Source organism: Roseateles sp. L2-2 (genome assembly GCF_050613215.1).
Classification (GTDB): domain Bacteria; phylum Pseudomonadota; class Gammaproteobacteria; order Burkholderiales; family Burkholderiaceae_C; genus Roseateles; species Roseateles noduli.
This window is the reverse complement of sequence record NZ_CP192509.1, coordinates 2,321,747-2,348,070: the sequence shown is the minus strand read 5'-3', so window position 1 is coordinate 2,348,070 and position 26,324 is coordinate 2,321,747. Positions and strand designations below refer to the sequence as shown.

The following is a 26,324-nucleotide window of genomic DNA, read 5'->3' as shown; positions in this document are numbered from 1 at the left end:
GCCTCCTCGGAGCGCGATGAAGGCATCTTCAAATGCCACTAAAATGGTTGTTATGAAGCAAAATCGCAGATAGCAACCACAAAAATGGCATTTACGCTGGCGACAGCCCATGAGATCCTTGAGGCGCTTGGACAACGCGTCCGTGCGCAACGGCTGGCTCAGAAGCTGTCTCAGCAGGAGCTGGCCAGGATGGCCGGACTGTCACTGGGCGCACTGCGCAAGTTGGAGAGCAACGGGCAGTCGTCCCTGGAGACGGTGATCCGCGTCGTGCAAGCGCTTGGACTGGTCGATGAACTGGAGGAGCTGTTCGTGCTCAAGCGCCAGTCCATTGCCCAGATGGAACAAGCCGAAGCCGCCGATCAGCGGCAGCGCGCGCCTCGCCGGAGATCCTCATGACACTCGATCTGCCCGTCCCGTCGCCTTCCTGCGAGGCGCGATGAAACAACTCGCCGTCCACTACTGCGGGTGGGGCGAGGACTGGCCCTTGGGGCGACTGGCCGACGACGGCCGCACGCTGCTTTTCGAGTACCACCCCGACGCCTTGGCGCAAGCCTTGGAACTGTCGCCGCTTCATCTCAAGCTGCGTTCCGCGGCCTATGGCGGATTCCCTTCGCACCAGCACCAGCTCCCCGGCCTGATCGCCGACAGCCTGCCCGACGGCTGGGGCCTGCTGCTCATGGACCGCCTGTTCCGCCAGCAAGGCCTTCGACATCCCGGGCCGCTGGACCGCCTGGCTTTCATCGGCGAGCGGGCCATGGGCGCGCTTCGTTTCGTACCGGCCACCGCTTCCGATGTCGAAGAGCCGGATTGGACGCTGCTGGCGCTGGCCCGGGAAAGCGAACGTGTCCTCGCGGGCGACACCGGTGCCGCCTTGCGCGAACTCGCGATGACCGGAGGGTCGCCGCAGGGCGCCCGCCCCAAGGCCCTCGTGCAGCACGACGCGCGCACCGGTCAGGTCAGCACGCACAGCGACGCGCCCGGCGAGCCTTGGCTGGTGAAGTTTCCCTCGCAGCACGAGCACAAGGAGGTCTGCGCGATCGAGGCCATGTACGCAGAGCTGGCCAGGGACTGCGGACTCGAAGTGCCTCAGAGCGCCTGGTTCGACCTGTCCTCGAAGTTGGCGGCTTTCGGCGTCGCACGGTTTGATCGGGAACAAGGCCTGCGCGTGCCGGTGCACAGTCTGGCCGGCCTGTTGCAGGTCGACTTCCGACTGCCCGGCAGCGCCGACTACACCAGCTTCCTGAGGGCGACGCGCGCCCTGACTCGCGATGAGCAGGAAGTGGAGAAGGCGTACGCCCGCGCCGTGTTCAACGTGCTCTTCCACAACCGCGACGATCATCCGAAGAACTTCGCCTGGCGCCTCGGGAAGGATCGTCGATGGCGCGTGGCACCGGCTTTCGACCTGACCTTCAGCGACGGCCCGATGGGGCAGCACCACATGGATGTCTGCGGTGAAGGCAATGCCGTGGGTCGATTTCACCTGCTGCGACTCGCGGCGGAAGGCGGCGTGGCCAAACAGTTCGCGGAGGCCATGATCGACAGCATGGCTGAGCAAGCCGCAGCATTCGGTCGACGGGCAATGGCATTTCCGATCCGTCGGACCACCGTCAAGCTCATGGTGTCGGCGGTCAACGCCTGTCTGCAGCGGATGGCGAGCATCTGAGTCTCAGACGACCGCGCGCACCGTCACCCTCTTTCGGGGCGCGACTTCCCCCGGGATCACCGCCACCACCGTATCCAACGCCTCGCTCGCCCGCTCCATCACTACCCGGCCGTCGGCCTCGACGACCGGGAGCGCCTGCGACGCGAAGTCGAGCCACCTCACATCGAGCTTCCCCAGCAAGACCAGACGCTTGCGCCGCACCCGCTCGCGCAACTGGGTGCGTTGCGCGGCGGTCAGGCCGTAGCGATCCTCCGTCTTCACGCCGCTGCCGCGCGGGATGAACGGCAGCAGGCTCAACCGCTTCACGCCGAGCGCGAGGCAGTGATCCACCATCCAGTCGAGCACCCACTCCCCGCCCGCGACGAGGGTTGTCTGCACCGTGGTCGGCACACGCGCCGCGAGCATCTCGCGCAGGTGCGCGTTCGCCAGCTCGAAGGCGGGTCGCCCGACGATCGCATCGTGATGCGCCTGATCGCCGTGCAGGCTCAACTTCACGGCGGTGCCGGTCGCGCGCAGCGCGGCGAGCAGCCCGTCAGGCAGCGCGATGCCGTTGGTCGTGAGTCGCGTGGCGCATCCGCAGGCCCGCGCGTGGACGAGCAATTCGGCGAGACCGGGATGGATCGTCGGTTCCCCGCCGCAGAAGTGGACCGTCCGCATGCCGTGCGCGACGAGCCAGTCGACGCGTTGCTTCAGCAGCCCGACATCCGGATGCACACCGTCCGGCGGCGCGAGGCAGAAGCCGCAGCGCGCGTTGCAGTAGCGCGTCACGCGAAAACACATCGTCGCCGGCAGCCTCGGATCCATGAGCGTGTCTCCCTGGCCCGCGAGCGCCGCACTGGAGCGCGGCACGCCGTCGCGCCGGCGCGTTGGATGCGCCTCAGCGCTGGCGGCTCTCCGCGAGCATGTTGCAGAAGAGTGCGCCCTGCTCGATCGCGTCGTCAAGCGCGACGTGGGAATGCGGCAGGTCGTCGAACCAGCGCTTGGGCATGGCGCTCTTGGTGCTGCGGCGGTAGTCGCGGCGCAGCATCACCATGGCCATCGTCTTGACGTCCAGCGCCGAGAAGCTGAACGGACTGCGCCCGGCGAAGCGGATCAGGTACCAGTAGACGAACATGAAGTCGAAGGACGCGGGATAGCCGACGAACACGGGCTGTCCGGGCAGCGCCTCCAGCCACGCGACGTACTCGGTCATCGCGGCGAGCGGCGGACGCGGATCGACGCGCGAGGCCTGCCAGGCGTCGGGATGCTGCGCCCACCAGGCCATGGTGTCGGGATGGCCGGTCGCGTCGGGCAGCGTCTCCAGGTTGGCCGAGAAGGTCGACACCAGCGTCTTGTCCGCGAGGTACGCGGCCGAACCGAAGCTCAGCATCGAATGCGGGCCGGGGATCGGGCCGTCGACCTCGACGTCGGTGCTGACGTAGATCTCGGTGCGGGTTTTCTCGTTCATGAGGACGAAGTATCGGCGCTGTCCAGCTGAGCGCGCAGCCAGCGCGTCACCTCGGCGCGGCCGCGCTTGCACAACGCCGTGTTCCAGTCCTTGCAGCGGGGCGGCGGCGGCAGCCGGCGCACGCGCGACAGCCGCTGCGCATACGCGGCCGCCTCGCGCTCGCCGGGCTTGTTCGCGTCGAAGCCGAGCCACGCGAGGCGGTCCGCGCAGGCCTCGGGCAGCCACGGCGCCCAGCGCCCGATCGTGGCCACGCCGCCGCAGCCGCACACCGCCAGCGACAAGGCGTCGAATACGCCTTCGACGAGGATCAACGGGCGGCCGTCCCCGACGTCCCCGATGTCCACGACACCGCCGCCCGGACCGATCGTCAGCATCTTGTCCTGGCCGCGCAGCGTGCTGAGGTAACGGCCGTGCACGGACACCATCGCGCCCGCGTGGTCATGCAGCGCCACGAGCACCGCGGGACGTCCGGCCCAGTCCGGATCGAAACGCAGGCCCGCCGCCTCCGCGATGGCCAGCGGGATCCCGCGACGTTCGACGTAGTCCTGACCGGGCGTTCCGGCGAGCGGCCGCGCCCGCGCGAACCGTTCGTCGGGCGATTCGCCGGAACGGGGCATGCAGATGGGGTCACGGGTGAAGGGGACCATGCCTCGATCTTCCTCCTCCCGCATCCGTCTTTCACGAAGCGATCCCCCCAGTTCCGCAATTGACCTGCCCCAGGTGGTGGCCTAGCTTGGCGACTAGAACGCCGAGGCACACCGCCCGGTCATACGAAGACACAGTCACACGGGCATACATCCGGGAGGAGTGATGGTGAAGCGAAGTACGCGCGCACGGCGGGATCTCCCCGCCGCGGCAGGAGCGCGCCCATGCTGAGCGAGCGCTCGCCCCAGCTCGTGGGCCGCGCGCCGGCCTTCCTGCAGGCGCTGTCGCTGATCGGGCGCATGGCCCGTTACGACGCGCCCGTGCTGATCGTCGGCGAGACCGGCACCGGCAAGGAGCTGGCGGCCCGCGCCATCCACTACCAGTCCGAGCGGCGCGACGCGCCCTTCGTGCCGCTGAACTGCGGCGCCGTGCCGGAGACGCTGATCGAGAGCGAGCTCTTCGGCTGCGAACGCGGCGCCTTCACCGATGCGCGCCAGGCGCGTAGCGGGCTCATCGCGGCGGCCGAGGGCGGCACGCTGTTCCTGGACGAACTCGACTCGCTGCCGCTGCGCGCGCAGGTGACGCTGCTGCGTTTCCTGCAGGACTACCGCTACCGGCCGGTCGGCGGCACGCGCGAATGCAGCGGCGACGTGCGCGTGGTCGCGGCCGCCAGCCCGCGCCTGCACGAGCTGCTCGAAACCGGCGCCTTCCGCGACGACCTGGCCTTCCGGCTCAACGTGCTGCTGCTGGAGATGCCGCCGCTGCGCGACCGGCCCGGCGACGCGCGCGTGCTCGCGGAACACTTCATCGCGCGGCATGCGCGGCAGCATGCGCTGCCGCCGCGCGCGCTCGCCGCCGGCTGCATCGACTGGATCGCGCGTCACGCGTGGCCCGGCAACGTGCGCGAGCTCGACAACCGCGTGCAGCGCGCGCTGATGCTGTCGGACGGCGACGAACTCGACCTGCGCCCGTGCGCGACGGGCTCACCCAGCTCTTTCGGCTCATTCGATGCGGCTGGAACGATGAGCGCGATGGGCTCGATCGGAACGTCGAACGTCGGCGCCGTCCCGCGGGGCCCGGCCTCCGCCGGCGACCTCCGCGCCTTCAACGATGCCCGCGAGGAGGCGTTGCTGCATTTCGAGCGCAGCTACCTCGAACAGCTGATGCACTCCGTGCACGGCAACGTGACCCACGCCGCGCGCCTGGCCGGCAAGGAACGCCGCGCGCTGGGCAAGCTGCTGAAGAAGCACGGCCTGGAGCGCGACGCGTTCGACGCGCCGAACTGAACGCCTTGCCGGGTCGGGAGCGACCCGGCGGGTCGCGGCAGGCGGGTCCGGCATCACCCGGTGCCCGGTCCCTCGCAACGCCCTCTCCTCTGAAACCCCCGTCCGACACGTCGGCGCCGCCGCTGGCACGTTCCTCGCATTGACTGCTCACAACGTTGTTGGAGACGCCGTTGTGCGAAGACGCAGGCACGAGAAGACGGCGGGCGGAGTCGGCCATCCTGGCCCACCTCGCCCGCCATCCGATGGCTGCCGACACCGAGCAGGGGATCGCGCAATGGTGGCTGGGGACGATGGGCGTGGACGTTCCGCTGGACGACGTGCGGCAGGCGCTGGAGACGCTGCTGCGCGACGGCCGCATCGAACGGGCCACGCTGCCCGACGGTCGCGCGATCTTCCGCGCGCCTCGGCCTTGAACCCGATGCGCCCCCCGCTGCGGCAACGTGTTCGAACCAGGATCTCCAGGCATTCATCAGCGCTTTCAAAGGGAACCCAGAGGACTTCACCGGCATGGCCAACATCCAGGCGATCCACTCGGTCGGGCACTCGATCGTGACCTACCTGCGCAACACCTATCCGGCCAACTCGGGCGGCGCGGCGATGCCGGAGTGCGACGTCGCGCTGGTGTCCTCGGGCGAGCTCGCCGGCACGCTGGACGACGCGACCCGGCTCACCCTCTACCTGTACCGCGTGACCGTCAACGAGCACCTGCGCCAGCACCGCCCCGACCGCATGTCCGGCGAGCAGCAGGCGCCGCTGGGGCTGGACCTGCACTTCCTGCTCAGCGCCTGGGCCGACAACGCGCAGGACGAGCTGCTGCCCTTCGCGTGGGCGATGCGCCAGCTCTACGAGCATCCGATCCTCGACGCCTCCGCGCTCTCGCCCGAAGCCGGCTGGGGCCCCGACGAAGTCATCCAGATCATCCCGTCCGAGCTGTCGACCGAGGACATGATGCGCATCTGGGATGCGCTGGAGCCGGCGTACCGGCTGTCGGTCTCCTACATCGCGCGGCGCGTGCGGCTGGATCCGGACCGGATCCTCGACGCCGGCCCGGTCGTGGCCACGCGCTTCGGCTACGGGACGGCCGTGCAGGCGGGGAACGCATCCGGCAGCGCGTCCGCGGGCGCATCAGGCACACCCGAGGGAGGCGCGCCATGACGCTCCTCATCCGCGAGCTGGAGCGCACCGACACGCGCGTGCTGGGCGCGCTGCGCTGCATCGACGCGACCACGCGCGTGCAGGTCGAATCGAGGCTGGACGTGCGCATCGACGGCGCAACCGTCAGTCGCAATCGCAGCGGGCTGTACGTGATCGTGCGCGCGCACGCGCCGCTCGAACTGGCCGCGCACGAGTCCGCCTTCGACACCCCGCCCGCCGCGCCTGTCGTCGGCGACGTGACGCTCACCGTGACCGTCACCGACCCCGGCGGCCGCTACCTGCCGCGCCGCGCGGCACTGACCCTTCCCCGCGATCCGCAGCCCGCGAACGCCGCCTCGCCCGAATCGCTGTTCCGCGCCGTCGAGCTGCCGCTGTATCCGTCCGCGGTCGCGTCGACCGGCATGAACTGGTCGGTGCTGCGCCTGAGCGTGCATGAGACCGGCAGCCTCGACGCGCTCGGCGGCGCATTGCTGCTGGCGCGCGCCGGCGGCAACGTGCTGGCGCGCGCGCTCACCGACTGGCGCGGCGAAGCGTTGCTGGCGGTGCCCGGCGTGCCGGTGACGACCTGGTCGGACGACGAGGACGCAGTCGTCGTCACCGAGCTCGCGGCCCGCATCGAATGGTGCTTCGATCCGGCGCCCGGCGCCGGGGGCACCCGCACGCCCGCGGCGCAAGTGCGCGCCGGCCGCGGGCCGGCGGTGCAACCGCTGGTCGATCCGGACGATCTCGAATCCCGCGCCGCCGCGCTCCCCGCCGCCACGCTGGACGTGGCGCTGGCGGCCGGCCGGTCGCAGTCGTTTTCCCTTCCCCTCGCACTGCCATGAAGGAACTCCTGAAGGCCCCGCGAGATGTTCGTCACGGCGATTCCCACCGCGGGTTTTTCCGCGGATGCGCCTTCAGGCAAAGGAGATAGGCCATGCCCGAATACCTGGCACCCGGCGTCTACGTCGAAGAGACCAGCTTCCGCGCCAAGTCCATCGAGGGCGTGGGCACCAGCACCACCGCCTTCGTCGGTCCGACGCGACGCGGTCCCGTCGACGGCGTGCCGGAGATGGTGACCAGCCTCACCGACTTCGAGCACGTCTACGGCAGCCTCGAGAACCTCGGGCTGAGCGACGTCACGGACGCGCGACGGCGCCTGAACTTCGTGGCGCACGCGGTGCGGGCCTACTTCGACAACGGCGGCTCCCGGCTCTACGTCGTGCGCACGGCCAACACCGCCGGCACGGCCGCGGGACGACTGCGCGACCCCAACGGCACGCCGGCCGAAGGCGCCTTCATCCGGGCGCGTTTCCCCGGCGCGGCCTACAACGGCCGGGTGTTGTTCCGCGAGGCGCGCCGTCCCGCGACGCTGCGCACCATGGGCACGGCGCCTGCGGGCAGTGTGCTGGCCGTGACGCCGGACGGCGGCACCGAGACGCTCTACACCGGCAGCGGCGCGACCTGGACCGACTCCGCCTCGGCGGCGCTGTCGCTGACGGGCCTCGGCCCGGACGACGTGCCGGGCGGCGCGAACGCGACGGCCAACCTGGTGACGCTGGCGCTGGACGTGATCGACGCGGACGGCGGCGCCCAGACCTGGGAAGACATCGGCGTGTCGCGCACGCATCCGCGCTGGATAGGCGCGGTGCTGGCGAGGACGCCGGCCAGCCGCGCCGAGGCGCTCATCAACACCGTCTGGGCCGACATCGGCGACGCGGTCGACGGCTTCGAGCTGATGGCCGCGGTGCGTGCGCTGCCCGCCGTGCCGGGCGACGCCGACGGCCGCCGCGTGCTCGCGCTGGGTAGCGGCGTGGGCAGCGAGGCGGGCAGCGACGGCGTCGCGCCGACGCTGGGCGCGGAAACGACGTCCGGCAGCTACGCCGCGGCGCTCGCGATCCTGTCGGGCATCGAGGACGTGTCCATCGTCGCCGCGCCCGGCAGCAGCGCCTACGCCGAAGCGCAGGCCGTGCAGAACGCGCTGATCGCGCATGCGGAGCGCCGCCGCGCCTACCGCATCGCGGTGCTCGACAGCGCGCCCGCGCAGACGCCGGGCGACATGCGCGTCGCGCGCGGTCGCGTGGACTCGAAGTACGCGGCGCTCTACTACCCGTGGGTGGTGGTCGCCAATCCGCTGGCCCGTCCCGGCCGCGACGACATCCCCAAGGAGATCGCGCTGCCGCCGTCGGGCTTCGTCACCGGCATCTACGCGCGCAACGACATCCAGCGCGGCGTCTACAAGGCGCCGGCCAACGAGGTCGTCACCGGCGCGCTGCGTTTCGAGTCCGACGTCAACTTCGCGCAGCAGGAGCTGCTCAACCCGCTGGGCGTGAACTGCCTGCGCTACCTCAGCGGACGCGGCTACCGCGTCTGGGGCGCGCGGCTGGTCTCCAGCGATCCGGAGTGGAAGTACGTCTCCGACCGGCGCTACTTCAACTACCTCGAAGCCAGCATCGACCGCGGCACGCAGTGGGCCGTCTTCGAGCCCAACGGCGAGCGGCTCTGGGCCAACGTGCGCCAGACCATCTCCGACTTCCTCTACAACGAGTGGCGCAACGGCGCGTTGCTGGGCAGCACGGTCGAGCAGGCCTTCTTCGTGCGCTGCGACCGCAGCACCATGACCCAGAACGACCTCGACAACGGCCGCCTGGTCTGCCTGATCGGCGTGGCCCTCATCAAGCCGGCCGAGTTCGTCATCTTCCGCATCGGCCAGAAGACGGCCGACGCGGCATGACGCCCGCGCCGCGCATGACGCGCACGCAACGCACGACCCGCATCAAAGGCCCTGTCGCTTAGGAGCATCCCACCATGGCCAACCGCACCACGCCCTACGGCGCCTTCAACTTCCTCGTCAACTTCGACGGCGGCGAGGTCTTCGGCGGCTTCTCGGACGTCTCCGGGCTGGGCACCGAGCTCACCGTGGCCGAGTACCGCTTCGGCAACGACAAGGAGAACCACGTCCGCAAGGTCGCCGGCGTGCACAAGGTCTCGGACGTCACGCTCAAGCGCGGCATCCTGAACTCGAAGACCCTGTTCGACTGGATCGCGCAGGCGCGGGTCAGCGGACCGGCGGCGCAGAAGAGCGTCACCGTCACGCTGCTCGACGAGGCGCAGAAGCCGGTGCAGTCCTGGGTGCTGCGCGGCGTGATCCCGATGAAGTACACGGGACCGACGCTGGCGGGCAAGGGCGGCGGCGACGTGGCCATCGAGGAAGTCGTGCTGTCGGCGGAAGCGCTGGAGCTGACGGTGTGATCTGCCGTACTGCCACCGCCGCTGGCCCTCACCCCCGCCCTCTCCCGCAAGCGGGAGAGGGGGCCAGAGAACGGCGGTACTGCTACGGCCACTGGCCCTCACCCCCACCCTCTCCCGCAAGCGGGAGAGGGGGCCACCCCAGTGATCCTGCAACGAATGGCTCGCTCTTCCACCTGCTACGAATGGCTCGGTGCATTCTCACTCCCTCTCCCGCTTGCGGGAGAGGGCGGGGGTGAGGGCCAGCGGCCTATGCAGGACTCCAGCGCCAACCGCTTGATCGGACATCGTCCATGAGCCTCGTCTTCGAACCTGCTGCCCCGGCCGCGCCGCCCGATGCGCAGCGTGCCGACGTCGCCTGCTTCGTGGGCTTCGTCGGCCGCCGCGCGGGCCGTCCGCTGCCCGACGCGCTGCGCACGCAACTCGATGCGGGCGGCTGGGTCACCGGCCCGTGGGCGCGACCGGCCGCGCAGGTCGAGGCGCTCCTCAACCTCCCGCTGGTGCTCGACAGCTGGCACCTGTTCGACCGTTTCTACGCCTGGGACGAGCGACCGCTCGACACGCCGGAGACGCCCGACCCGCTCGACCCTGTCGATCCCTCGCGTATGAAGCCGCGCCGCTGCGCGACCTACCTCGGCGCCGCGGTGCGCAGCTTCTTCGCCCGCGGCGGCAAGCGTGCGATCGTGATCCGCGTCGGCGATCCCTGGCCCTATCTGGAAGATGCCGCGACACGCGCCGCGCAACAGGCGGATCGCCTGGCGCTGCTGCTTCCGGCGATGTCCCCGTCCTCCGCGCCGTTCGCGCCGCACGAGCCCGCCTCGTGGCAAGGCATGCAGCACCTGTACGGCCTCCAGGACGACAGCCTGCTGCTGTTGCCCGACCTGCCCGATGTCTGCGCCACCGTGCCGCCGCCGCCCGATCCTGAGCGCCCCGCCGCGCCGCAGCCCGAAGGCTTCGCGCCCTGCGACGTCGAAGCCCCCGCGCCGCGCGACAACTCGCTGATGCGCATCCCCGCGCCGCGGCTCGACGACGCCGGCTACCAGCGCTGGCGCCAGGCGATCCGCGACGCACGCGATTTCCTCGACCGCCGACAACGCGCCGCGATGCTGCTGGCCGCCCTTCCCTTGCCGCTCGCGGGCAGCCTCGCCGCGCGGGGCCTGCATGCCCAGGCCGACCCGCGCCTCTGGCTCGAACAGACGCAGATCCTGCGCAGCGCTTTCGACGAGGACACGCCGCAAGGCCGCCCGGCCGAGGCGCTGTCGCAACTCGCGTGGCCGTGGCTGCGCACACGCGCCGCGCGCAGCGATCTGCCGCAAGGCCTGGAACCGCCAGACGGCCTGCTCGCCGGCCTCATCGCTCAAGGCGCGATCGCCCAAGGCACCTTCCGCTCCGTCGCCGGCGACGGCTCGCTGCCGCTGCTGCGCGACCTCGGCGGCGCGGAGCCCATGCCCTCCTGGGGCCTGGGCGACGACAGCCCAGGCGGTCGCCTCGCTCAACGCGTCTGCGTCTTCGCGCCCGGCGCTGACGGCTGGGCCCTGCAATCCGACGTCACGACCTCCGCACTGGACCCGTGGCGCTTCGGCGGCGCGAGCCGGCTGATCGGCACCATCCTCCGCGCCGCACGACGTGCCGGCGACGGCGCCGTCTTCGAGCCCAACGGCCCGAAGCTCTGGGCGCATCTTCGCGGCACGCTCGAAGACCTGCTCGCCGGTTTCTGGCGCGAAGGCGCCTTCAACGGCGGCGCGATGTCCGAGGCCTTCGAGGTCCGCTGCGACCGCACGACGATGACGCAGAACGACCTCGACGCCGGCCGCCTCGTCGCCTACGTGCGCGTGCGTCCGGCGATGTCGATCGAGCGCATCACCGTCGTGCTCCAACTGGGCCAGGCCGCCGGCTCCGCCAGCGCCACCGTCCTGCAGCGGGAGGCCACATGAGCGCCGACGACCTCTTCATCGGCCTGCACGTCTTCCGTTTCGAAGTCACCTTCAAGCGCGTGGGCAGCGGCAGCGGCCCCGTGGAGGTCTGCGGCGGCGCGTTCTCCGACTGCACCGGCCTGGAAGCGACGATGGAGCCCAAGCTCATCAAGGCCGGCGGCGTCAACTACGGCGCCACGCAGCGCGCCGGCACGGTGAGCTTCGCCACGGTCGTGCTCAAGCGCGGCTTCACGCGCAGCCGCGACCTGTTCCGCTGGTTCCAGACCGTGGGCGGCGGCGGGTACGCCTACCGCCTCGCGGCCGAGATCGCCGTGCTGGACACCGAAGGCCAGCCGGTGCTGACCTGGGGACTGGACCGTTGCCTGCCGGTGAAGTTCAAGGCCGCCGACCTCAACGCCAAGGGCACCGACATCGGCATCGAGGAACTGCACCTGGCGCACGAGGGCCTGCGCCTGCTCGACGCGGGAGGCGCGTGATGCCCTGGCTGCCCGACGCCCCGACGGTGGCCGCGGCCACGTTCAAGGTGCTGGAAGGGACCGGCGCCGGCGGGCCCGCGTTCGACGTGCAGTTCAACCCCGCGTCGCTGGACTACACGATCAGCAACGAGTTCGACGACCGCAACGGCAACAACGGCGCGCGCCAGTTCGTCAAGAAGAGCAGCGCGAAGCTGACGATGACGCTGATCTTCGACACGACCGAGACCGGCGCGTCGGTGCGCGACGTCACCGCCAACATCGCCGGGCTGCTGGAGCCCGCGCCCGACGGCACGAAGAAGTTCGCACCCAAGGTCGAATTCGGCTGGGGCACCTACAGCTTCAAGGGCGTCATCGAGCAGTTCAAGGAGACGCTGGACTTCTTCTCGCCCGAAGGCGTGCCGCTGCGCGCCAGCATCAACCTGACGCTGGCCAGCCAGGAAGTCGAGTTCCAGAGCAGCCGCAATCCCGCCCCGGCGGTCGACCGCAACGCGCAGCCGGAGCCCGTCAGCGCGGCGCCGGGCGCGGGCGCGGCCGACGTCGCCAACGCACTCGGCGATCCGCGCGCGGCCCGCGCCATCGCCGGCGCCAACGGCGCGGCCAGCCTGCGCTTCGGCGCCGAGGCGGGGCTGTCGGTGGGGGGAAGCATCTCGCTGTCGGCCGCGGCTGACTTCTCGGTCGGCGCGAGCGTCGGCGCGGGGATCGGCGCCGGCATCAGTGGCGGCATTGGCGCTGGCCTCAGCGGAGGCATCGGAGCCGGCATCAGCGGCGGGATCGGCATCAGCGGCGGCATCAGTGGCGGCATTGGCGTCAGCGGTGGCGTCGGTGTGGGCGTCAGCGGTGGCATCGGCGCGAGCGCCGGGATCGGCATCGGTGGCGGCATGAGCGGAGGCATCGGCGGCGGCATCGGTGCGGGTGTCTCCATGGGCGGCGGCGTGTCCGCGGGCGGCGGCTTCAATGTCGGCGCGGCGCTGACAGCCACTGCGGGCGCTGCCTTCGCCGATCTTCACGTCGCACCGCCCAGCCTCAGCGTCGATGTCTTCGACGCCCGCGCCGCGCTGCTGCCCGCGCCGCGGGTGGCCGGCTCCGCCAGCTTCAATCCCGGCGGCCGCGCGGTGGCGCAAGCCGGCGGCAGTCTCAGCGCCGACGTCGGCACGCACGCGGACCTGCACGGCCGCATCCGTTTCGGGAGTTGATCCGTCATGCCCATCACCTTCGAGGAAGTCACCGCCGACATCGAGATTGAGCCGCAGCCACGCGGCGCCGGATCGGACGCCTCCGCCGCCGCGCCGGCGACCGACATCGACGAGCAGATCGAGCAGGCGCTGCGGCTGCGGGCCGAACGCGCCGCCCGCCTCTGCGATCTCTGACCATTGCCCATCGCCATGACCGAAACCAGCGTCAGCCGTTCCGCCATCTTCAGCGCCCGCCCCACGTTGCGCATCGCCGGGCAGGCGGACGAACGCCTGTCGACGCTGATGACGGCGATGAAGATGGAGGAACACGAAGGCGGCATGAGCGCGCTGGAACTGCGCGTCACCAACTGGGTCGCGACCGGCGACGGCCGCGCGGAACTTGCGTTCAACGGCAGCTCTTCGCTGAAGCTCGGCGCGGAGCTCGGCGTCTACACCGGCGACGAGGCCGCGCCGCGCGAGATCTTCAAGGGCAAGGTCAGCGCGCTGGAGATGGTCTGCAACTACGGCGCGCCGCCGGAGCTGGTCGTCCTCGCCGAGGACGCCTTGAGCGCCGCGCGCCGCGCACGCCGCAGCAAGGTCTACACCGACATGACGCCGGCCGACGTGGTGAACGCGATCGCCGGCGGGCTGGGCCTGACGCCGTCCGTGACCGGACTCACCTCGGCGCCAGGCACCTGGGCCCAGCTGGACGAGACCGACCTCGGTTTCCTGCGCCGGCTGCTCGCGCGCTTCGACGCCGATCTGCAGGTCGTCGGCACGCAGCTGCAGGTCACGCCGCGCAAGGACGTGCAGCGCGGCACCATCGATCTGACGCTCTACAGCCAGCTCGCGCGCGTGCGCATCACCGCGGACCTTGCCGATCAGCCCACCGCCGTGAGCGTGGCGGGCTGGAACGCGAAGGACGGCTCCGCGGTGAAGGGCGAAGCCGGCACCGTCGCCAACGCGGGTCCCGGCCAGGGCCGCAACGGCGTCGCGTGGGCGGGCGAGGTCTTCGGCGATCGCAACGAGCACCTCGCCGCGCCGGCGGTCTACAGCACCGACGAGGCGCGTGCGGTGGCGGAGGCGGCGCTCGACCAGCGCGCCCGCCGCTTCGTCCGCGCCGAGGGCGTGTCCGAGGGCAACGCGCAACTGCGCGTCGGCAGCTGCGTGCGACTGACCGGCGTCTCGCCGCAGTTCGACAACACCTACTACGTCGTGCGCGCCTGCCACCTCTTCGACATGAAGCAGGGCTACCGCACCGAGTTCAGCGCGGAATGCGCCTTCCTCGGGGCCTGAAGCCGCACGGGACAACCAAGGCGATCTCATGCAACGCGACCTGCCCTCCTCCCTGTCGTCCGCCCTGCCCTTCGGCGGCCCGCTGCCCTGGGCCGCGGGCGCACAGCTGGCCAGGGTCAGCTCGATCGACGACCCCGAGCGGCTCAACCGCGTGCAGGTCCGGCTGCTCGCCTTCGACGACACCACCGGCCAGGACGCCGCGATGTGGGCCCGCGTGGTCGCGCCCTTCGCCGGCGACGACCGCGGCACCTTCTTCGTCCCCGACGTGGACGACGAGGTGCTGGTGGTCTTCGCGCAGGGCGACCCGCGCCATCCGCTGGTCCTGGGCGGCCTGTGGAACGGCAGCGCCGCCGCACCGGCCGACATCGAGAGCGGCGGCCTCAACCGCTACAAGCGCATCAAGTCGAAGAACGGCATCGTCGTCACGCTGGACGACCAGAGCGGCCAGGAGACGCTGACGCTGGAGACTCCTGGCGGCTGCAGCCTGACGCTCAAGGACGGTCCCGGCACGGTGACGCTCGAGGACAGCAACGGCAACAGCATCGAACTGGCGACCTCCGGCATCACCGTGAAGGCCGCCGCCCAGGTCACGGTGCAGGCCAGCCAGGTCACCGTCAGCGCCGGCATGGTGAAGGTCGACGCGGTGATGGCGGACTTCACCGGCATCGTGAAGTGCGCGGTGCTGCAGACCAACGCCGTCATCAGCGCCAGCTACACGCCGGGCGCCGGCAACGTCTGGTGAGGGAACGGACCATGAACCATCCGCACCATCCCGTCGTCGTCAGCGCACCGCGCGGCCTCGCCCGCAGCCTGCAGCCCTGGCTGCTGCAACGCAGCGACGACGATTTCATTCCCGCCACGCTGGACGACCTGCGCGGCGCCGGTGGTTCCAGCGGCTCCGGCTCCGGCTCCGGCTCTGGTTCTGGTTCTGGCTCTGGCGGAACGAGCGGCCTCGCGCGGCTGCGCGATCTGCGCGCGCGGGCCACCAACAAGAACGGCACGCTCAAGCTCTTCCAGCCGATCCAGCGGCAGTTCCACCTCGCGCTGGTCGAGGCCTGGTGCGACATGCCCGGCGAGCCGCGCGTCGATCCCGCCAAGATCGAATCCGCAGGGCTGGTCCTGCGGCGCCTCGGCGCCGGCGGACAGCCCGAGGGCTGGATGAAGTCCAACGGACGCATCCGCGGCTGGGTGCCGATGTCGCGTGTCGGCGGACCGGACGCGGATCCCGTTCCGACGCAACGCGCGCAGCGCGATCTCACCGGCGTCGCCGACATCGACCGCCAGCTCGTCGCCTTCTCGCGCGAGCGGCCCGACACCGCGCTCGAAGAACAGTCCATCCCGCTGTACCTCGCCCCGCCGGACGTCTGCGCCGATGCCGGCCAGACGCTGTACTACGGCCTGGTGCCGACCGTCAGCAGCGAGATCAGCGAGACCGACGCGAGCTTCGGATCGGCACAAGGATTCGACTTCGGTCCGTCGTCATCGGCCTTCCGGCTGCATCTGGTGCAGGCGCTGCGCGGCGAGGCGATGACGCTGCCCAAGGTCGGCGAGTCGGTGAGCCGCGGCTGGCTCGAAGAGAGCGAACAGCCCTCCCCCAACTCCAACCTCGTCCGTTTCATCCTGATGCTGCGCCAGCTCGCGGGCGAGTTCGACGCGTTCGGCCCGACCGGTGGCCCGATCCTGCAGGCGCTGCATTCCTTGCAACTGCCGCTGGTGCGCCGCAATGGCGAATGGCCGCAGCGCACCGTGCGCGCGGACGAGTTCCTGACGCGAGCGCACACGCTGATCCTGATGCAGGGCAGCGTGCCCGGCTCGGTGGAGATGCCCGAGACCTGGCCCGCGATGAACGCCGGCCAGACGCAGCAGCTGCTGGGCGCGATGCACGCCGCGATGCGCGCGCGCTTCGCCGCGATGAAGGCCAAGACCGGCCGCTTCGACGAGCCCGACGCGCGTTACCAGCTGCGCGCCTTCATCCGCCTGAAGGCCGACGGCCCCTGCCCGTCGCGCGTGATCTGGAGCGCCCCGAGCGATCCCTTCGTGATCGCCGCCTGGTACGAGGGCGCGGGCGCGCCGCCGGTGCAGATCGCCCTGCCCGATCCGGCCGACAGGCAGCTGCTGGCCGCGCTCAAGCCCAACGTGGCCTTCGTCGTCCCGCCGTCGCTGCAGAGCGTGCTGATGGGTTCGGCCAAGGACCTGATCGACGGCAAGAAGCCGCCGCCCGCGAGCCCCGCGCTGACGTGGATCTGCGGCTTCAACATCCCGATCATCACGATCTGCGCCTTCCTGGTGTTGAACATCTTCCTGTCGCTGTTCAACCTGTTCTTCGGCTGGCTCTTCGCGATGAAGATCTGCCTGCCGTTCCCCAAGATCCCGCCGCAGGAGTGACGCGATGACCTCCGCACTCATCGGCTGGCCGCTGCTGCCGCTCCCGGGCGACGACGGCGGCCTGGCCTGGCCCGACCTGGCGCGCAGCGTGCGCGACGGCTTGCGCCTGATCCTCAGCACCCGCCCCGGCGAACAGCTGATGCGGCCGGAGTTTGGCGGCGGCCTGGACCGCCTGCTGCACCAGCCCAACACGATCGCGACGCGGCGCGAGATGCGCGACCTGGTGCGGGACTCGCTGGCGCGCTGGGAGCGCCGCATCCTGCTCGACGCGGTCGAGGTCTGGGAAGTGCCGGGCGCGCCCGGGCAGGTGCGGGTGGAGATCGCCTACCGGCTCGCGCGCACCGGCGAGCCCGGCGCGATGAACGTCACCGTGGACCTGGAGGGCTGACGCCATGGCTATCCTGCCCCCCTCGCTCGACGACCGCCGCTTCGACGACCTGGTGGAGGAGCTGCTCGCCCGCATCCCGGCGCACACGCCGGAGTGGACGAACCCGCGCCTGGGCGATCCCGGCCGCACGCTGATCGAGCTGTTCGCGTGGCTGGGCGACGCGCTGCTGTACCGCGCCAACCTGATCCCCGAACGGCAGCGGCTGGTCTTCCTCAAGCTGCTGGGACTGGGCCTGCGGCCCGCATCGCCGGCGCGCGGCATCGTGAGCCTGGCCTTCGCGAAGGACACCGAGCGCGGCGCACACACGCTGGTGCCCGGCGGCACGCTGAAGGCGGCGATGCCCTTCGAGACGCTGTCGGAGACGACCGTGCTGCCCATCACCGGCGAGGCCTACATCAAGCGCCGGCTGAGCAGCACCGAGACCGCGCGGCGCAGCGACGTGCTGCAGGGGTTGGCCCGCATCCATCGGCTCAGCGGCACCTTGAAGGCCTACGAGACGACGCCGGTGTTCGCGCAGGGTCGCGCGGTGCCGGAGGGCGTCGACGTCTTCGCGCAGAGCGCCGACCGCGCGCTGTGGATCGCGCTGCTCGCGCCCAAGGCGCCGCAGGCCGATCAGCAGGAGGCCGTCAACGAGGCGGTGAAATCCGCGCTCGGCGGCGGCGACGCGGGGCTGCCGCCGCTGCTGTCCATGGGCATCGTGCCGGCGTTGAAGGCCCCGGCGCTGTTCGAGGACGTCACCGCGCCGACGCCGATCCCGGTGCTGTGGGAGATCACCACCCGCGGCCGCACCGACTTCGACACCGACTACCTGACGCTGCCGGTCCAGCCGGGCACCGACACCAGCAACGGCCTGTCGCGCGCCGGCACGCTGCGCCTGCAGATGCCCGACGAGCGCCAGATCTGGGCACCGAAGAACGACGTCGGTCTGAATCCGCAGGCCGGCGTCGGCGACGCGCCGCCGCGGCTCGACGATCCGGAGCGTGCGGACCGGCTCGTGGCGTGGCTGCGGCTGCGGCCGCAGCCGGGTCTCGCCGGCGCCTCGTCCCCGACCTCGTCGGCCCTGTCGGCCTCGTCAGGCAGCTCGGCTTCCGCAGCGTTCACGGCATCGTCGGCGGCCACGGGCGCATCGGCCCTCGCCGCCTCGGTCCAGCATCTTGCGCTCGCGTGGATCGGCGTCAACGCCATCGAGATCGACCAGCGCGCCACCGTCACCGGCCGCGTGCTCGGCACCTCCACCGGCGCGGCCGATCAGCAGTTCCCGCTGCCGATGAGCGGCGTCGACCCGACCACGCTGCGGATCGAGGTCGAAGCCCCCGGACGCGGCTATCAGCCCTGGACGCGCGTGGACGACCTGGGCGCGATCAGCGCCGACCCGGACGTCGCGCGCGATGCGACGGCGTATGAGATCGACGCCGAAGCCGGCACGTTGAAGATCGGCGACGGCCTGCGCGGCAAGGTGCCGGAGTCCGGCATGCGCGTGCGGCTCGCGCTGGGCCGCTTCGGCGGCGGACGCGCGGGCAACCTGCCGCCGGAGTCGCTGACCGAGCTGAGCGCACGCCGCATCGACGGCCAGCCCGCGCCGCCGATCAAGGTGCTGCAACCGCTGGCGCTGACCGGCGGCGAGGACGCGGAGACGCTGGCCGGCGCCGAGCGCCGCATCCCTGCGCGCCTGCGCCATCGCGACCGCGCGGTCACCGAGGAGGACTATCGCCGCCTCGCGTTCGAGGCGCCGGCGGTCGATGTCGGCCGCGTCGAGGTACTGCCGCGCTTCAAGCCGCGCGACCGGCGCTTCAACGTGCCCGGCGTCGTCAGCGTGATGGCCCTGCCCGCCGCAGCGCTGGCGCCCGCGCCGAACCCGAGGCCCGATCGTCCCTTCATCGAACGGTTGCACGCCCACCTGTCGGTGCGCACGCCGCTGGCGACCGAGCTCTACGTGATCGGCTGCGACTACGTGGCCGTCGGCATCTCCGTCGCGGTCGCGATCCGCGACGGGTATGCGCGGGACCAGGTCCTGCTCGACGTGCGCGAGTCGCTGCGTCGTCTGCTGTGGCCGCTGGCGCCGGGCGGACTCGACGGCCAGGGCTGGCCGCTCGGCCGATCGGTGCGCAGCCGTGAACTGGAGGTCGAGGTCTCGCGGGTGGCGGGCGTCGACGAGCTGCGCGGCCTGCGCCTGTTCCGCCAGGCCGGCACCGAGTGGCAGCCGCTGCCCGCCATCGCCGCCGACGGCGCGCAGATCCTCGCGCTGCAGCCGTGGCAGTTGCCCGAGCTGCTGTCGGTAGTCGCCATCGAAGGCAACGCCGCGCCGACCGACCTGCGCGCCCTGCCCAACCCCTTCGCCGATGCGGACGCCGTCGCGGTGCCGGTCGTGCCGGAGCTGTGCTGATGGACGCCAACGGCCTGCGCTTCTGGCTGCTCGGCGACGCCGCGCACTTCCCGGCCGTCGAGCACGCGGTGTGGGACGGCGGCTGCCGCCGGCTGCGCCTCGCGTCCGAACGCACGCTGGCGTCGGCGATGTCGCCCGCCGACGCGTTCGCCGCGGCCCAGTCGGCGCTGGAGCGCGTGCCGCGCGCGATCGATTCGCTGGAGTGCGTTGCGCGCTGGGACGCGGCGACGACCAGCGTGGTCGTGAAGAGCGTGCTGCCCGGCGAGGCCACGCTGCTGGCGCTGGACGAGACGCCGACGGACCTCTGCGCCGCGCCGGACGGCGTGCTCTACCTCGCGCTGCCGAACGCCGCGACGCCGACCGTGCGGATGCACGACCTGCGCGGTCGGTGGAACGACGTGAACGTGTCGCTGGACGGCTTCGTCCCCTGGCGGCTCGCACCGGCGGCGGACGGCGGCGTGTGGGCGCTGGAGCGCGCCACCGGACGCATCGCGCGGCTGACGGGCCGGCCGATGCGCACCGAGACACCGCAGCCCGACGACTACGACCCGCGCGTGTTCCGCCCCGATCCCGAGAACGGCTGCGCGCCGCGGCTCGCGCTGCTCGGCCCGGCGCCGCTCGATGCGGCCGAGACGCCGGTCGCCATCGCCGGCGGACCGGACGGGGCGCTCGCGCTGCTGAGCTGGACCGGCGGCATCGGCACCGCGCGCGTGCGTCGGTGGATCGCCGACGAGCGCCGCTTCGCGCCGCCACAGACGCTGATCGGCGCGACCTATGCATATGCCGTCGCGTGGCTCGCACCGGACCGCGTCGCGGTGCGCGTGCCCGGCCGTCGCGACGCGCCAGCGTTCGACCTGGGCGCCACCGGCGCCGGTGCATCGAGCGGATCGGTCGGCTCCGGTGGTGGCTCCGGTGGCGGAGCGTTCACACCGCTGCGCGAGCTGATGCCGCTCGGCGACGTCTACCCGCTGGCGCTCGATGCGGTCGAAGGTCCGTTCGCCAACGGCGCCGCGCAGCCGCCGCACTATCCGGCCGGCGCTGCGAGCGCGGAGCCGCTGCATGCGCTGTCGCTGCGACAGCTCGCGCGGCGCGGCGAGGCGCGCCATTACGCCGACAGTCCTTCGGGCCTCGTCGCCCGGATGATCGACAGCGGCGACGGCGGCACCGTCTGGCATCGCCTCTTCGCCGAAGCCGCCCTGCCCGCCCACACCGGCTTCGTCGCCTGGCTCGCCGCGACCGAGACCCCCGTGCCGCCGGCCGACGACGACCGGCTCGCCTGGCATCCGCACGGCTTCGGCGAGGACATCGCCGAGCTCGACGACGCGATGCGCGCGCCGCAGGTGCCGCTCGCCGTGTGGGAGCCCACCGCCAGCGAGCTGCCGCATCACCCCGGCCTGCTCGGCGGCGAGCGCGAGGTCGGCGTGCGCGGCCTGTTCTCGGTGCTGGTGCAGAACGCGCGGCAGCGCGTGCGCACGCTGTCGGGCCGTTACCTCTGGCTGCGGCTGGTGCTGCACGGCGACACCCGCGCCACGCCCGAGATCGCCGCGCTGCGCGTCTGGGGCAGCCGCTTCTCCTATGCCGAGCGCTACCTGCCGCGGCTCTATCGCGAGTCGCTGTTCGGCGCCGCCGCGCAGGCGCCGGGCGAACGCGTCGGCCAGATCGACACGAGCTTCGTGGCGGCCCTCGATGCCGGCGGCGCGCCCGACGATGCGCTGCGCGCGCGGCTGCGGCTGGAGCAGGTGACGCTCGGCGACCGCGCGTCGATCGAGGTCGAGCACGCCGGCGACGCCTGGCTGCTGAACGACGCCAACCGCGCGTGGCGGCTCCGGCTGGAGGCCGACGCCATCGCCGTCTACCGTCCGCGCGCCACGCCGGCCGACTTCAACGCGCGGATGCTGGCCAGCTTCGAAGGCGTGCTCACGCGCCTCGAAGACCAGGTCGCCGCGGCGCATCTGCTCACCGATCCCAACGTCGTCGCCGACGCGCAGCTCGACTGGCTGGGCAGCTGGATCGGCATCGCCTTCGACCCCGTGCTGCCGGCCGCGCGCCGTCGCGACTGGCTGCGCGCGGCGCCCGACCTCGCGCGCTGGCACGGCACGCGCATGGGCCTGCGGCTGGCGCTGGACATCGCCACCGACGGCGCGGTGCGCGGCGGCGAGGTCATCGTCCTCGAGGACTTCCGGCTGCGGCGCATCCTCGCCACGCTGCTCGGCGTGGACCTGAGCGATGAGCACGACCCGCTGCTGCCGGGGTTGCAGGTCAGCGGCAACTCGGTCGTCGGCGACACGCTGGTGATCGGCGATCGCGAGCGCGGCGAGTTGATGGCACTGCTGGACCTGGGTACTTCCACCGCCGCTGGCCCTCACCCCCGCCCTCTCCCGCAAGCGGGAGAGGGAGCAAGAGAGCCTCAGCACTTCGATGCGGCGAGCGGCCTCGGTGCGGCGAGCGGCCTCGGTGCGGCGAGCGGCTTCGATGCGGTGAGCGGCTTCGATGCGGCGATCGACTTCGACGCCCGCCTCGCCTTCCGCGCGACGGTGCTGGTGCACCAGTCGGTGGAACCGCAGGACCTCGCGCTGATCCGGCGCATCGCGCAGCTCGAATCGCCGGCGCATGTGGAGACGCGCGTCGTGTCCGCGACCTGGCCGCTGATGGTGGGCATCGCCGCGCTGGTCGGCGTGGACACCTACCTCGGTCCGCCGCGACTGCCGCGGCCGGTGCGGGTGGAGCGCAGCGGCCTGGGCATGGGCGACTACCTGATCGGCGCCGCCGTGCTCGATCCGCGCCTGTCCGGCGCGCCGCCGGTGAGCGCCCCGCCGCCGCAGGCCGATGCCGGGCTCGACGCCGTGGCGGCGGCAGGCGCCAGCTTCATCCTCGACGCCCGCGGCTCGCGCGCGGCGTCGGGCCGACAGATCACCGAGTACCGCTGGCGCCTGTTGCCGCCGACGGATGTTTGACCCTGCAGGAGAGTGGCCATGGCCGAATTCGTTCCCGGCACCGACATCAGCACCGACGCGCCGACCATCGAGGTCACCGTCAATCCCGACAAGCCGCTGCCGATGGGCCGGCAGACCTTCCGGCTCGTCGTCATCGACGACGCCGGCAACGCGTCCAAGCCCGACGAGGTAACCATCATCGTCGCCGACCAGGACGCGCCGACGGCGGTGATCCGCGGGCCGCGCATCGCGTCCTTCGGCAAGAGCTTCGAGCTGGACGGGTCCGCGTCCTTCGACGTCGGCGGCGGCAAGGTCGTCAAGTACGTCTGGACCTACCTGGGTCCGGTGACCTGAGCGGAGCCGCGCGATGGCGAAGTTCGCGATCGGCAAGCCCGTGACGACGGAGACCTCCACGGTCGACGTCGACGCGGGCCTGGCCGTGGGCGCGCACCGCTTCAGCCTCGCGGTCGTCAACGCCGCCGGGCTGCCCAGCCGCGTCGCCGACGAGGTCGTCGTGCAGGTGACCCAGTCGCGGGTGGTGCTGCCGCCCATCGCGCCGGCACCGGCACCTCCGGTGCGGCCGTTGAATCCGCGGCTGCCGCTGGAGCCGGTCCCGCCGCCGCCGCCGATCGAACCGCTGCGGCCCGCGCTGCCCGCGCAGCCCTCGCTGCCGGTGAAGCCGCAGCCGCCGAAGCCGGTTGAACCGGACAAGCCAGACAAACCCAAGCGACCGCCATCCCCACGCACGTCGAGGAGACCCTCATGAGCATCCAGGCGACCAACGCCGATCCGCTGGTGGCGCAGCCGCGCGCGGACCGCCTCGCCTACGCCACCGGCATGCTGCTGGACGCGCAGGACTTCAGCGACGAGCAGACCTACCACCGCGGCCGCCTCGCGCGGGCGCTGGCCTTCGTGGCCGGGCCCGGCACGATGGCGGGCCTGGAGGTGCGGCATGTGCCGGGCTCGGTCACGCAGGTCGAGGAGATCAGCGTCCAGCCCGGCGTCGCCGTGGACCGGCTCGGCCGCCTGGTCGAGCTGCCGCGCGACGCCTGCCTGCGCCTGCCGCGCTGGTACGACGCGCAACGGCTGGCCGTCACCGGCGACGGCACGCCCACCGGCAACGTCCCCGGCAGCGCGCTGACGCAGGCGGCGTACACCGATCTCGCGCGCTTCGCCTCGCCGCGGATGATCGCGTCCGGCGTCGCGCTGCCGGCGCTGGCGGTCGTGGCCGATGTGTTCCTGCGCTTCGCGGCCTGCGCGCGCGGACTGACGCCGAGCTTCGCGCAAGGTCCGTTCGACGCGCTCAACGCGGTGTCCATCTCGCGGCTGCGCGACGCCTACGAGCTGCTGCTGATTCCGCGTGCGGGGCTCGACGACGCCTATAGCGGCCTGCCGCTGCCGCCGGCCGATCCGGCGGCGGGCGATCCCGAGGCGACGCCAGCCGCGCGCCGCGACGCGCTGCAGGACGCCGTGCTGCACGGCTGGGCCGGCAGCGGACAGGCGAGCGTCGACGGCGCGCTCGCGCCGGCGCCCGAGCACCCGCGCGGCCTGGATCCGAGCGCGGTTTTCCTCGCCCGCGTCTTCATCCCGGTCGACACCGCGACGCCGCCCGCGCGCATCGCGGAACTGCCGCTGGTGGACAACTGGGGGCGGCGCTTCCTGCCGCCGTCCGCGCTGTTCGCGCAATGGGCCGGGCTGTAGCAAGCCCTGACCCCGAAGCCACGGCCATCGCATCCCGACCGCATCCCAAGCGCAGCAACGAGCCACAACGAGCCACAACGAGCCGCACCGAGTCTTCAAGGAGTCCGACATGGCGATCAATCTCACCCTCGGCGCCGCCCGCGTGCGCATCGATCCCGTCGAGGCGCCGACGTTGCGCAACCGCGGCGTGCTGGTCGAGGATCCGCGGCGCCAGCGTCCGCGCTACTTCGACGGCCGATTCCTGGCGGCCCGCGACCTGATCCGCGATCAGCAGTACTTCCTGACGCGCGAGGCCGACCTGGGCCGAGCCGCCGGCAGCGGCGTCGCGCACGGGTTGTCGGTGTCAGAAGGCGCAACGCCGCAGACAGTGCGCATCGCCGCCGGCGAGGGCCTGACCGGCGCCGGCGAGCTGGTGCTGCTGCCGCGCTCCCTGACCATCGACCTGGCCGACATCCCGCAGACCGAGCAGCTGTCGGCGCGCTTCGGCCTGTCGCGCCTGCCGGCGGCGCCGCTGCGCAGCCGCACCGGCCTGTTCGTGCTGGGCCTGCGGCCGGTGGAGTTCACCGCCAATCCGATCGGCGCCTATCCCACGACGCTGACCGGCGCGCGCACCGTCGAGGACGGCGACGTGATCGAAGCCACCGCGGTGGTGCTGATCCCCTGGCAGGACGACGGCGCCGCCGACGCGCTCGACGCGCGCCGCGGCTCCGCGGCGCGGACCATCTTCACGCAGCCCACCGCGCCGGGCTGGTCGGCCAACGTGCTGCCGGTCGCGATGCTGGCGCTGCAGTCCAACTCGCTGGTCTGGATCGACGAGGCGATGGTGCGGCGCGAGCTCGGCGCCGATCGCGGCGACCTGCCCGGCCTGGGCTTCGCGCCGCGCGGGCTGCGTCTCGCGCACCTGATGCAGCATCAGAACCACCTGGCCGACGTCGTCGCGCAGTTCCACGGCCGCAGCTTCCCCGCGGCCACGCAGTTCCCCGCGCTGCCGCCGGCCGGCCCGCTGCCGGCGGGCATCATCGACACGGCCGACTTCACGCAGCGCTACTTCCCTTCCGAGGTCGACGTCGACTTCTCGATCATTCCCGAGGACGAACTGCCCGCGCTGGTCGAAGAGGCGCTCGCGCTGCCGCCCATCGACTTCCTCGCCCCGCAGGCGGCCCTGGACCTGACGGCGGTGCTGGTGCTCGCGCCGGTACCGCGCGCTGACTTCGCCGCCGTGCGCGCGAAGCTCACCACGGTGTCGCGGCCGCTCAAGGCCGCGGCGCCCAACCTCGTCGCGCAACGCAAGCCGCTGGAGATCCTGACCCGCCTGCGCATTCCGCTGCCGCTGCGGCCTGTCGACGTCTCCAACCCGTCCGACGCCGAATGGGCGCGGCTGGCGAAGCTCGACTCGCTGTGGTTCGTGCGACGCCGCAACCTCGCCTACCGCGACGACCTGGTCGGCAAGCCGATCGCCGTCGCGGGCGGCTCCGATGTCGTGGTGGAACGCGCCATCACCGCGCGCATCGCGGAGCTCGGCCTGACGCCCGCGCTCGACAAGGTGCTGGCGGCGTCCAGCGCCCGCGCCGCCTCCAGCGTGATGTCGCTGCTGGCCTCGCCGCGCATCGCGGCCTCGCCCGCGCTCACGGCGGCGGCACTCGGTGCGCTCAACGCCAAGCCGGCGGACAACAACGCCAACGATCGCGCCGACGATGGCGCCGGAGCACGCGCTGCGGGGATCGACCATGCGCGCGTGCTGCAGATCGGCGCGGAGCTCGCCGACGGCGCCGTCGGCAACGGTCTCGAGAAGCTCGAACGCCACGCCGGCGACGCGGTCACGCGCACCGCGCTGGTCAGCCTGGCGAGCAACGACAACTGGCGCAAGCTCGACACCGCCGCCAGCAGCGCCGAAGGCACGAAGCTCGATCAACTGAGCGCGCGCCTCACGCGCGTGCCGGGCTCGCCGGCCACGCCCGCGCCGATGCCGACGCCAGCTCCGGTCGTTGCCGATCCCGCACCAAAGGTCGCTCCTGCGGCCAAGGCCCCGGCGAAGTCCACGGGACGCGCGGCCGCAAAGACAGCGACGACAGCGACGAAAGCAGCGGCCGCCGCGAAAGCGCCGGCGGCGATGAAGCCTCCCGCCAAGACAGCCGCGACGAAGACGACTGCGGCGAAGAAGACCGCAGCAAAAGCAAGCGCGGCAAAGACAACCGCCGCGACCAAGCGCCCGCCGCAAACCTGAGCCCCCGC

25 protein-coding genes are annotated in these 26,324 nt (G+C 72.0%); 22 read left to right on the top strand and 3 right to left on the bottom strand.

Features of this window, described 5'->3' with window-relative positions; genetic code table 11:
• Window positions 1-84 precede the first annotated feature (84 nt).
• Both ACQZ13_RS10485 and ACQZ13_RS10480 read left to right on the top strand, forming a co-directional pair.
• Window positions 85-396: a helix-turn-helix domain-containing protein gene (locus tag ACQZ13_RS10485; protein ID WP_421037868.1), complete on the top strand. Its 312-nt coding sequence runs from the start codon at window positions 85-87 to the stop codon at window positions 394-396.
• Entirely contained in the window at window positions 290-1,663 is a 1,374-nt protein-coding gene (locus ACQZ13_RS10480; protein ID WP_431051656.1) for a type II toxin-antitoxin system HipA family toxin, read from the top strand. Before ACQZ13_RS10485 ends, ACQZ13_RS10480 begins: the two co-directional genes overlap by 107 nt.
• 3 nt (window positions 1,664-1,666) lie before the next feature.
• On the opposite strand, the gene ACQZ13_RS10475 is transcribed toward ACQZ13_RS10480, so the two are convergent.
• From ACQZ13_RS10475 to ACQZ13_RS10465, 3 genes are all read right to left on the bottom strand, one after another.
• Window positions 1,667-2,467, bottom strand: coding sequence for a radical SAM protein (locus ACQZ13_RS10475; RefSeq protein ID WP_431051654.1), 801 nt, complete (start codon window positions 2,465-2,467; stop codon window positions 1,667-1,669).
• A gap of 73 nt (window positions 2,468-2,540) precedes the next feature.
• A complete protein-coding gene (locus ACQZ13_RS10470) occupies window positions 2,541-3,110 on the bottom strand; it encodes a 3'-5' exoribonuclease domain-containing protein (protein ID WP_431051652.1) in 570 nt (189 codons plus the stop codon).
• Entirely contained in the window at window positions 3,107-3,757 is a 651-nt protein-coding gene (locus tag ACQZ13_RS10465) for a DUF7146 domain-containing protein (protein ID WP_431051650.1), read from the bottom strand. Before ACQZ13_RS10465 ends, ACQZ13_RS10470 begins: the two co-directional genes overlap by 4 nt.
• 222 nt (window positions 3,758-3,979) lie before the next feature.
• On the opposite strand from ACQZ13_RS10465, the gene ACQZ13_RS10460 reads away from it, so the two are divergent.
• From ACQZ13_RS10460 to ACQZ13_RS10365, 20 genes are all read left to right on the top strand, one after another.
• The gene (locus ACQZ13_RS10460) at window positions 3,980-5,041 is read left to right on the top strand and encodes a sigma 54-interacting transcriptional regulator (protein ID WP_431051648.1); all 1,062 of its coding nucleotides are present in this window, start codon (window positions 3,980-3,982) and stop codon (window positions 5,039-5,041) included.
• Window positions 5,042-5,211: 170 nt separating this feature from the next.
• Entirely contained in the window at window positions 5,212-5,454 is a 243-nt protein-coding gene (locus ACQZ13_RS10455; RefSeq protein ID WP_431051646.1) for a hypothetical protein, read from the top strand.
• A 94-nt stretch (window positions 5,455-5,548) separates the two neighbouring features.
• A complete protein-coding gene (locus tag ACQZ13_RS10450; protein ID WP_431051644.1) occupies window positions 5,549-6,196 on the top strand; it encodes a DUF4255 domain-containing protein in 648 nt (215 codons plus the stop codon).
• The gene (locus ACQZ13_RS10445; RefSeq protein ID WP_431051642.1) at window positions 6,193-7,020 is read left to right on the top strand and encodes a hypothetical protein; all 828 of its coding nucleotides are present in this window, start codon (window positions 6,193-6,195) and stop codon (window positions 7,018-7,020) included. Before ACQZ13_RS10450 ends, ACQZ13_RS10445 begins: the two co-directional genes overlap by 4 nt.
• 92 nt (window positions 7,021-7,112) lie before the next feature.
• Window positions 7,113-8,909, top strand: coding sequence for a phage tail sheath family protein (locus ACQZ13_RS10440; RefSeq protein WP_431051640.1), 1,797 nt, complete (start codon window positions 7,113-7,115; stop codon window positions 8,907-8,909).
• Between the two features lie 74 nt (window positions 8,910-8,983).
• Window positions 8,984-9,427, top strand: a complete 444-nt coding sequence (locus ACQZ13_RS10435; RefSeq protein ID WP_431051638.1) for a phage tail protein — start codon at window positions 8,984-8,986, stop codon at window positions 9,425-9,427.
• Between the two features lie 290 nt (window positions 9,428-9,717).
• Complete coding sequence (locus tag ACQZ13_RS10430) at window positions 9,718-11,358, top strand: phage tail protein (RefSeq protein WP_431051636.1); 1,641 nt, start codon at window positions 9,718-9,720, stop codon at window positions 11,356-11,358.
• Complete coding sequence (locus tag ACQZ13_RS10425) at window positions 11,355-11,834, top strand: phage tail protein (RefSeq protein WP_431051634.1); 480 nt, start codon at window positions 11,355-11,357, stop codon at window positions 11,832-11,834. Before ACQZ13_RS10430 ends, ACQZ13_RS10425 begins: the two co-directional genes overlap by 4 nt.
• Window positions 11,834-13,027 carry a hypothetical protein gene (locus tag ACQZ13_RS10420; protein WP_431051632.1) on the top strand — a complete coding sequence of 398 codons (1,194 nt, stop codon included), beginning with the start codon at window positions 11,834-11,836 and terminating at the stop codon, window positions 13,025-13,027. Before ACQZ13_RS10425 ends, ACQZ13_RS10420 begins: the two co-directional genes overlap by 1 nt.
• A gap of 6 nt (window positions 13,028-13,033) precedes the next feature.
• Entirely contained in the window at window positions 13,034-13,201 is a 168-nt protein-coding gene (locus ACQZ13_RS10415) for a hypothetical protein (RefSeq protein ID WP_431051630.1), read from the top strand.
• Window positions 13,202-13,216: 15 nt separating this feature from the next.
• Window positions 13,217-14,302 (top strand): phage late control D family protein, encoded by a 1,086-nt coding sequence (locus tag ACQZ13_RS10410; RefSeq protein ID WP_431051628.1) that lies wholly within the window; start codon window positions 13,217-13,219, stop codon window positions 14,300-14,302.
• A 28-nt stretch (window positions 14,303-14,330) separates the two neighbouring features.
• On the top strand, window positions 14,331-15,044 hold the full coding sequence (locus ACQZ13_RS10405; RefSeq protein WP_431051626.1) for a phage baseplate assembly protein V: 714 nt from the start codon (window positions 14,331-14,333) through the stop codon (window positions 15,042-15,044).
• Window positions 15,045-15,055: 11 nt separating this feature from the next.
• Window positions 15,056-16,687, top strand: a complete 1,632-nt coding sequence (locus tag ACQZ13_RS10400) for a hypothetical protein (protein WP_431051624.1) — start codon at window positions 15,056-15,058, stop codon at window positions 16,685-16,687.
• A gap of 4 nt (window positions 16,688-16,691) precedes the next feature.
• Entirely contained in the window at window positions 16,692-17,075 is a 384-nt protein-coding gene (locus ACQZ13_RS10395; RefSeq protein ID WP_331616352.1) for a GPW/gp25 family protein, read from the top strand.
• A gap of 4 nt (window positions 17,076-17,079) precedes the next feature.
• A complete protein-coding gene (locus ACQZ13_RS10390) occupies window positions 17,080-19,458 on the top strand; it encodes a baseplate J/gp47 family protein (protein WP_431051622.1) in 2,379 nt (792 codons plus the stop codon).
• The gene (locus tag ACQZ13_RS10385) at window positions 19,458-22,412 is read left to right on the top strand and encodes a phage tail protein (protein WP_431051620.1); all 2,955 of its coding nucleotides are present in this window, start codon (window positions 19,458-19,460) and stop codon (window positions 22,410-22,412) included. The genes ACQZ13_RS10390 and ACQZ13_RS10385 overlap by 1 nt, the downstream gene beginning before the upstream one ends.
• Before the next feature lie 18 nt (window positions 22,413-22,430).
• The gene (locus ACQZ13_RS10380; RefSeq protein ID WP_431051618.1) at window positions 22,431-22,745 is read left to right on the top strand and encodes a hypothetical protein; all 315 of its coding nucleotides are present in this window, start codon (window positions 22,431-22,433) and stop codon (window positions 22,743-22,745) included.
• Between the two features lie 13 nt (window positions 22,746-22,758).
• Window positions 22,759-23,157, top strand: coding sequence for a hypothetical protein (locus ACQZ13_RS10375; protein ID WP_431051617.1), 399 nt, complete (start codon window positions 22,759-22,761; stop codon window positions 23,155-23,157).
• Window positions 23,154-24,092: a hypothetical protein gene (locus tag ACQZ13_RS10370; protein ID WP_431051615.1), complete on the top strand. Its 939-nt coding sequence runs from the start codon at window positions 23,154-23,156 to the stop codon at window positions 24,090-24,092. Before ACQZ13_RS10375 ends, ACQZ13_RS10370 begins: the two co-directional genes overlap by 4 nt.
• A gap of 109 nt (window positions 24,093-24,201) precedes the next feature.
• Window positions 24,202-26,316: a hypothetical protein gene (locus tag ACQZ13_RS10365; protein ID WP_431051613.1), complete on the top strand. Its 2,115-nt coding sequence runs from the start codon at window positions 24,202-24,204 to the stop codon at window positions 26,314-26,316.
• The last annotated feature ends 8 nt before the right edge of the window (window positions 26,317-26,324 follow it).

Coding starts and splice junctions, on each gene's coding strand:
- ACQZ13_RS10485 (WP_421037868.1), top strand. CDS start 85: ATGGCATTTACGCTGGCGACAGCCCATGAGATCCTTGAGGCGCTTGGA.
- ACQZ13_RS10480 (WP_431051656.1), top strand. CDS start 290: ATGAACTGGAGGAGCTGTTCGTGCTCAAGCGCCAGTCCATTGCCCAGA.
- ACQZ13_RS10475 (WP_431051654.1), bottom strand. CDS start 2,467: ATGGATCCGAGGCTGCCGGCGACGATGTGTTTTCGCGTGACGCGCTAC.
- ACQZ13_RS10470 (WP_431051652.1), bottom strand. CDS start 3,110: ATGAACGAGAAAACCCGCACCGAGATCTACGTCAGCACCGACGTCGAG.
- ACQZ13_RS10465 (WP_431051650.1), bottom strand. CDS start 3,757: ATGGTCCCCTTCACCCGTGACCCCATCTGCATGCCCCGTTCCGGCGAA.
- ACQZ13_RS10460 (WP_431051648.1), top strand. CDS start 3,980: ATGCTGAGCGAGCGCTCGCCCCAGCTCGTGGGCCGCGCGCCGGCCTTC.
- ACQZ13_RS10450 (WP_431051644.1), top strand. CDS start 5,549: ATGGCCAACATCCAGGCGATCCACTCGGTCGGGCACTCGATCGTGACC.
- ACQZ13_RS10445 (WP_431051642.1), top strand. CDS start 6,193: ATGACGCTCCTCATCCGCGAGCTGGAGCGCACCGACACGCGCGTGCTG.
- ACQZ13_RS10440 (WP_431051640.1), top strand. CDS start 7,113: ATGCCCGAATACCTGGCACCCGGCGTCTACGTCGAAGAGACCAGCTTC.
- ACQZ13_RS10435 (WP_431051638.1), top strand. CDS start 8,984: ATGGCCAACCGCACCACGCCCTACGGCGCCTTCAACTTCCTCGTCAAC.
- ACQZ13_RS10430 (WP_431051636.1), top strand. CDS start 9,718: ATGAGCCTCGTCTTCGAACCTGCTGCCCCGGCCGCGCCGCCCGATGCG.
- ACQZ13_RS10425 (WP_431051634.1), top strand. CDS start 11,355: ATGAGCGCCGACGACCTCTTCATCGGCCTGCACGTCTTCCGTTTCGAA.
- ACQZ13_RS10420 (WP_431051632.1), top strand. CDS start 11,834: ATGCCCTGGCTGCCCGACGCCCCGACGGTGGCCGCGGCCACGTTCAAG.
- ACQZ13_RS10415 (WP_431051630.1), top strand. CDS start 13,034: ATGCCCATCACCTTCGAGGAAGTCACCGCCGACATCGAGATTGAGCCG.
- ACQZ13_RS10410 (WP_431051628.1), top strand. CDS start 13,217: ATGACCGAAACCAGCGTCAGCCGTTCCGCCATCTTCAGCGCCCGCCCC.
- ACQZ13_RS10405 (WP_431051626.1), top strand. CDS start 14,331: ATGCAACGCGACCTGCCCTCCTCCCTGTCGTCCGCCCTGCCCTTCGGC.
- ACQZ13_RS10400 (WP_431051624.1), top strand. CDS start 15,056: ATGAACCATCCGCACCATCCCGTCGTCGTCAGCGCACCGCGCGGCCTC.
- ACQZ13_RS10395 (WP_331616352.1), top strand. CDS start 16,692: ATGACCTCCGCACTCATCGGCTGGCCGCTGCTGCCGCTCCCGGGCGAC.
- ACQZ13_RS10390 (WP_431051622.1), top strand. CDS start 17,080: ATGGCTATCCTGCCCCCCTCGCTCGACGACCGCCGCTTCGACGACCTG.
- ACQZ13_RS10385 (WP_431051620.1), top strand. CDS start 19,458: ATGGACGCCAACGGCCTGCGCTTCTGGCTGCTCGGCGACGCCGCGCAC.
- ACQZ13_RS10380 (WP_431051618.1), top strand. CDS start 22,431: ATGGCCGAATTCGTTCCCGGCACCGACATCAGCACCGACGCGCCGACC.
- ACQZ13_RS10375 (WP_431051617.1), top strand. CDS start 22,759: ATGGCGAAGTTCGCGATCGGCAAGCCCGTGACGACGGAGACCTCCACG.
- ACQZ13_RS10370 (WP_431051615.1), top strand. CDS start 23,154: ATGAGCATCCAGGCGACCAACGCCGATCCGCTGGTGGCGCAGCCGCGC.
- ACQZ13_RS10365 (WP_431051613.1), top strand. CDS start 24,202: ATGGCGATCAATCTCACCCTCGGCGCCGCCCGCGTGCGCATCGATCCC.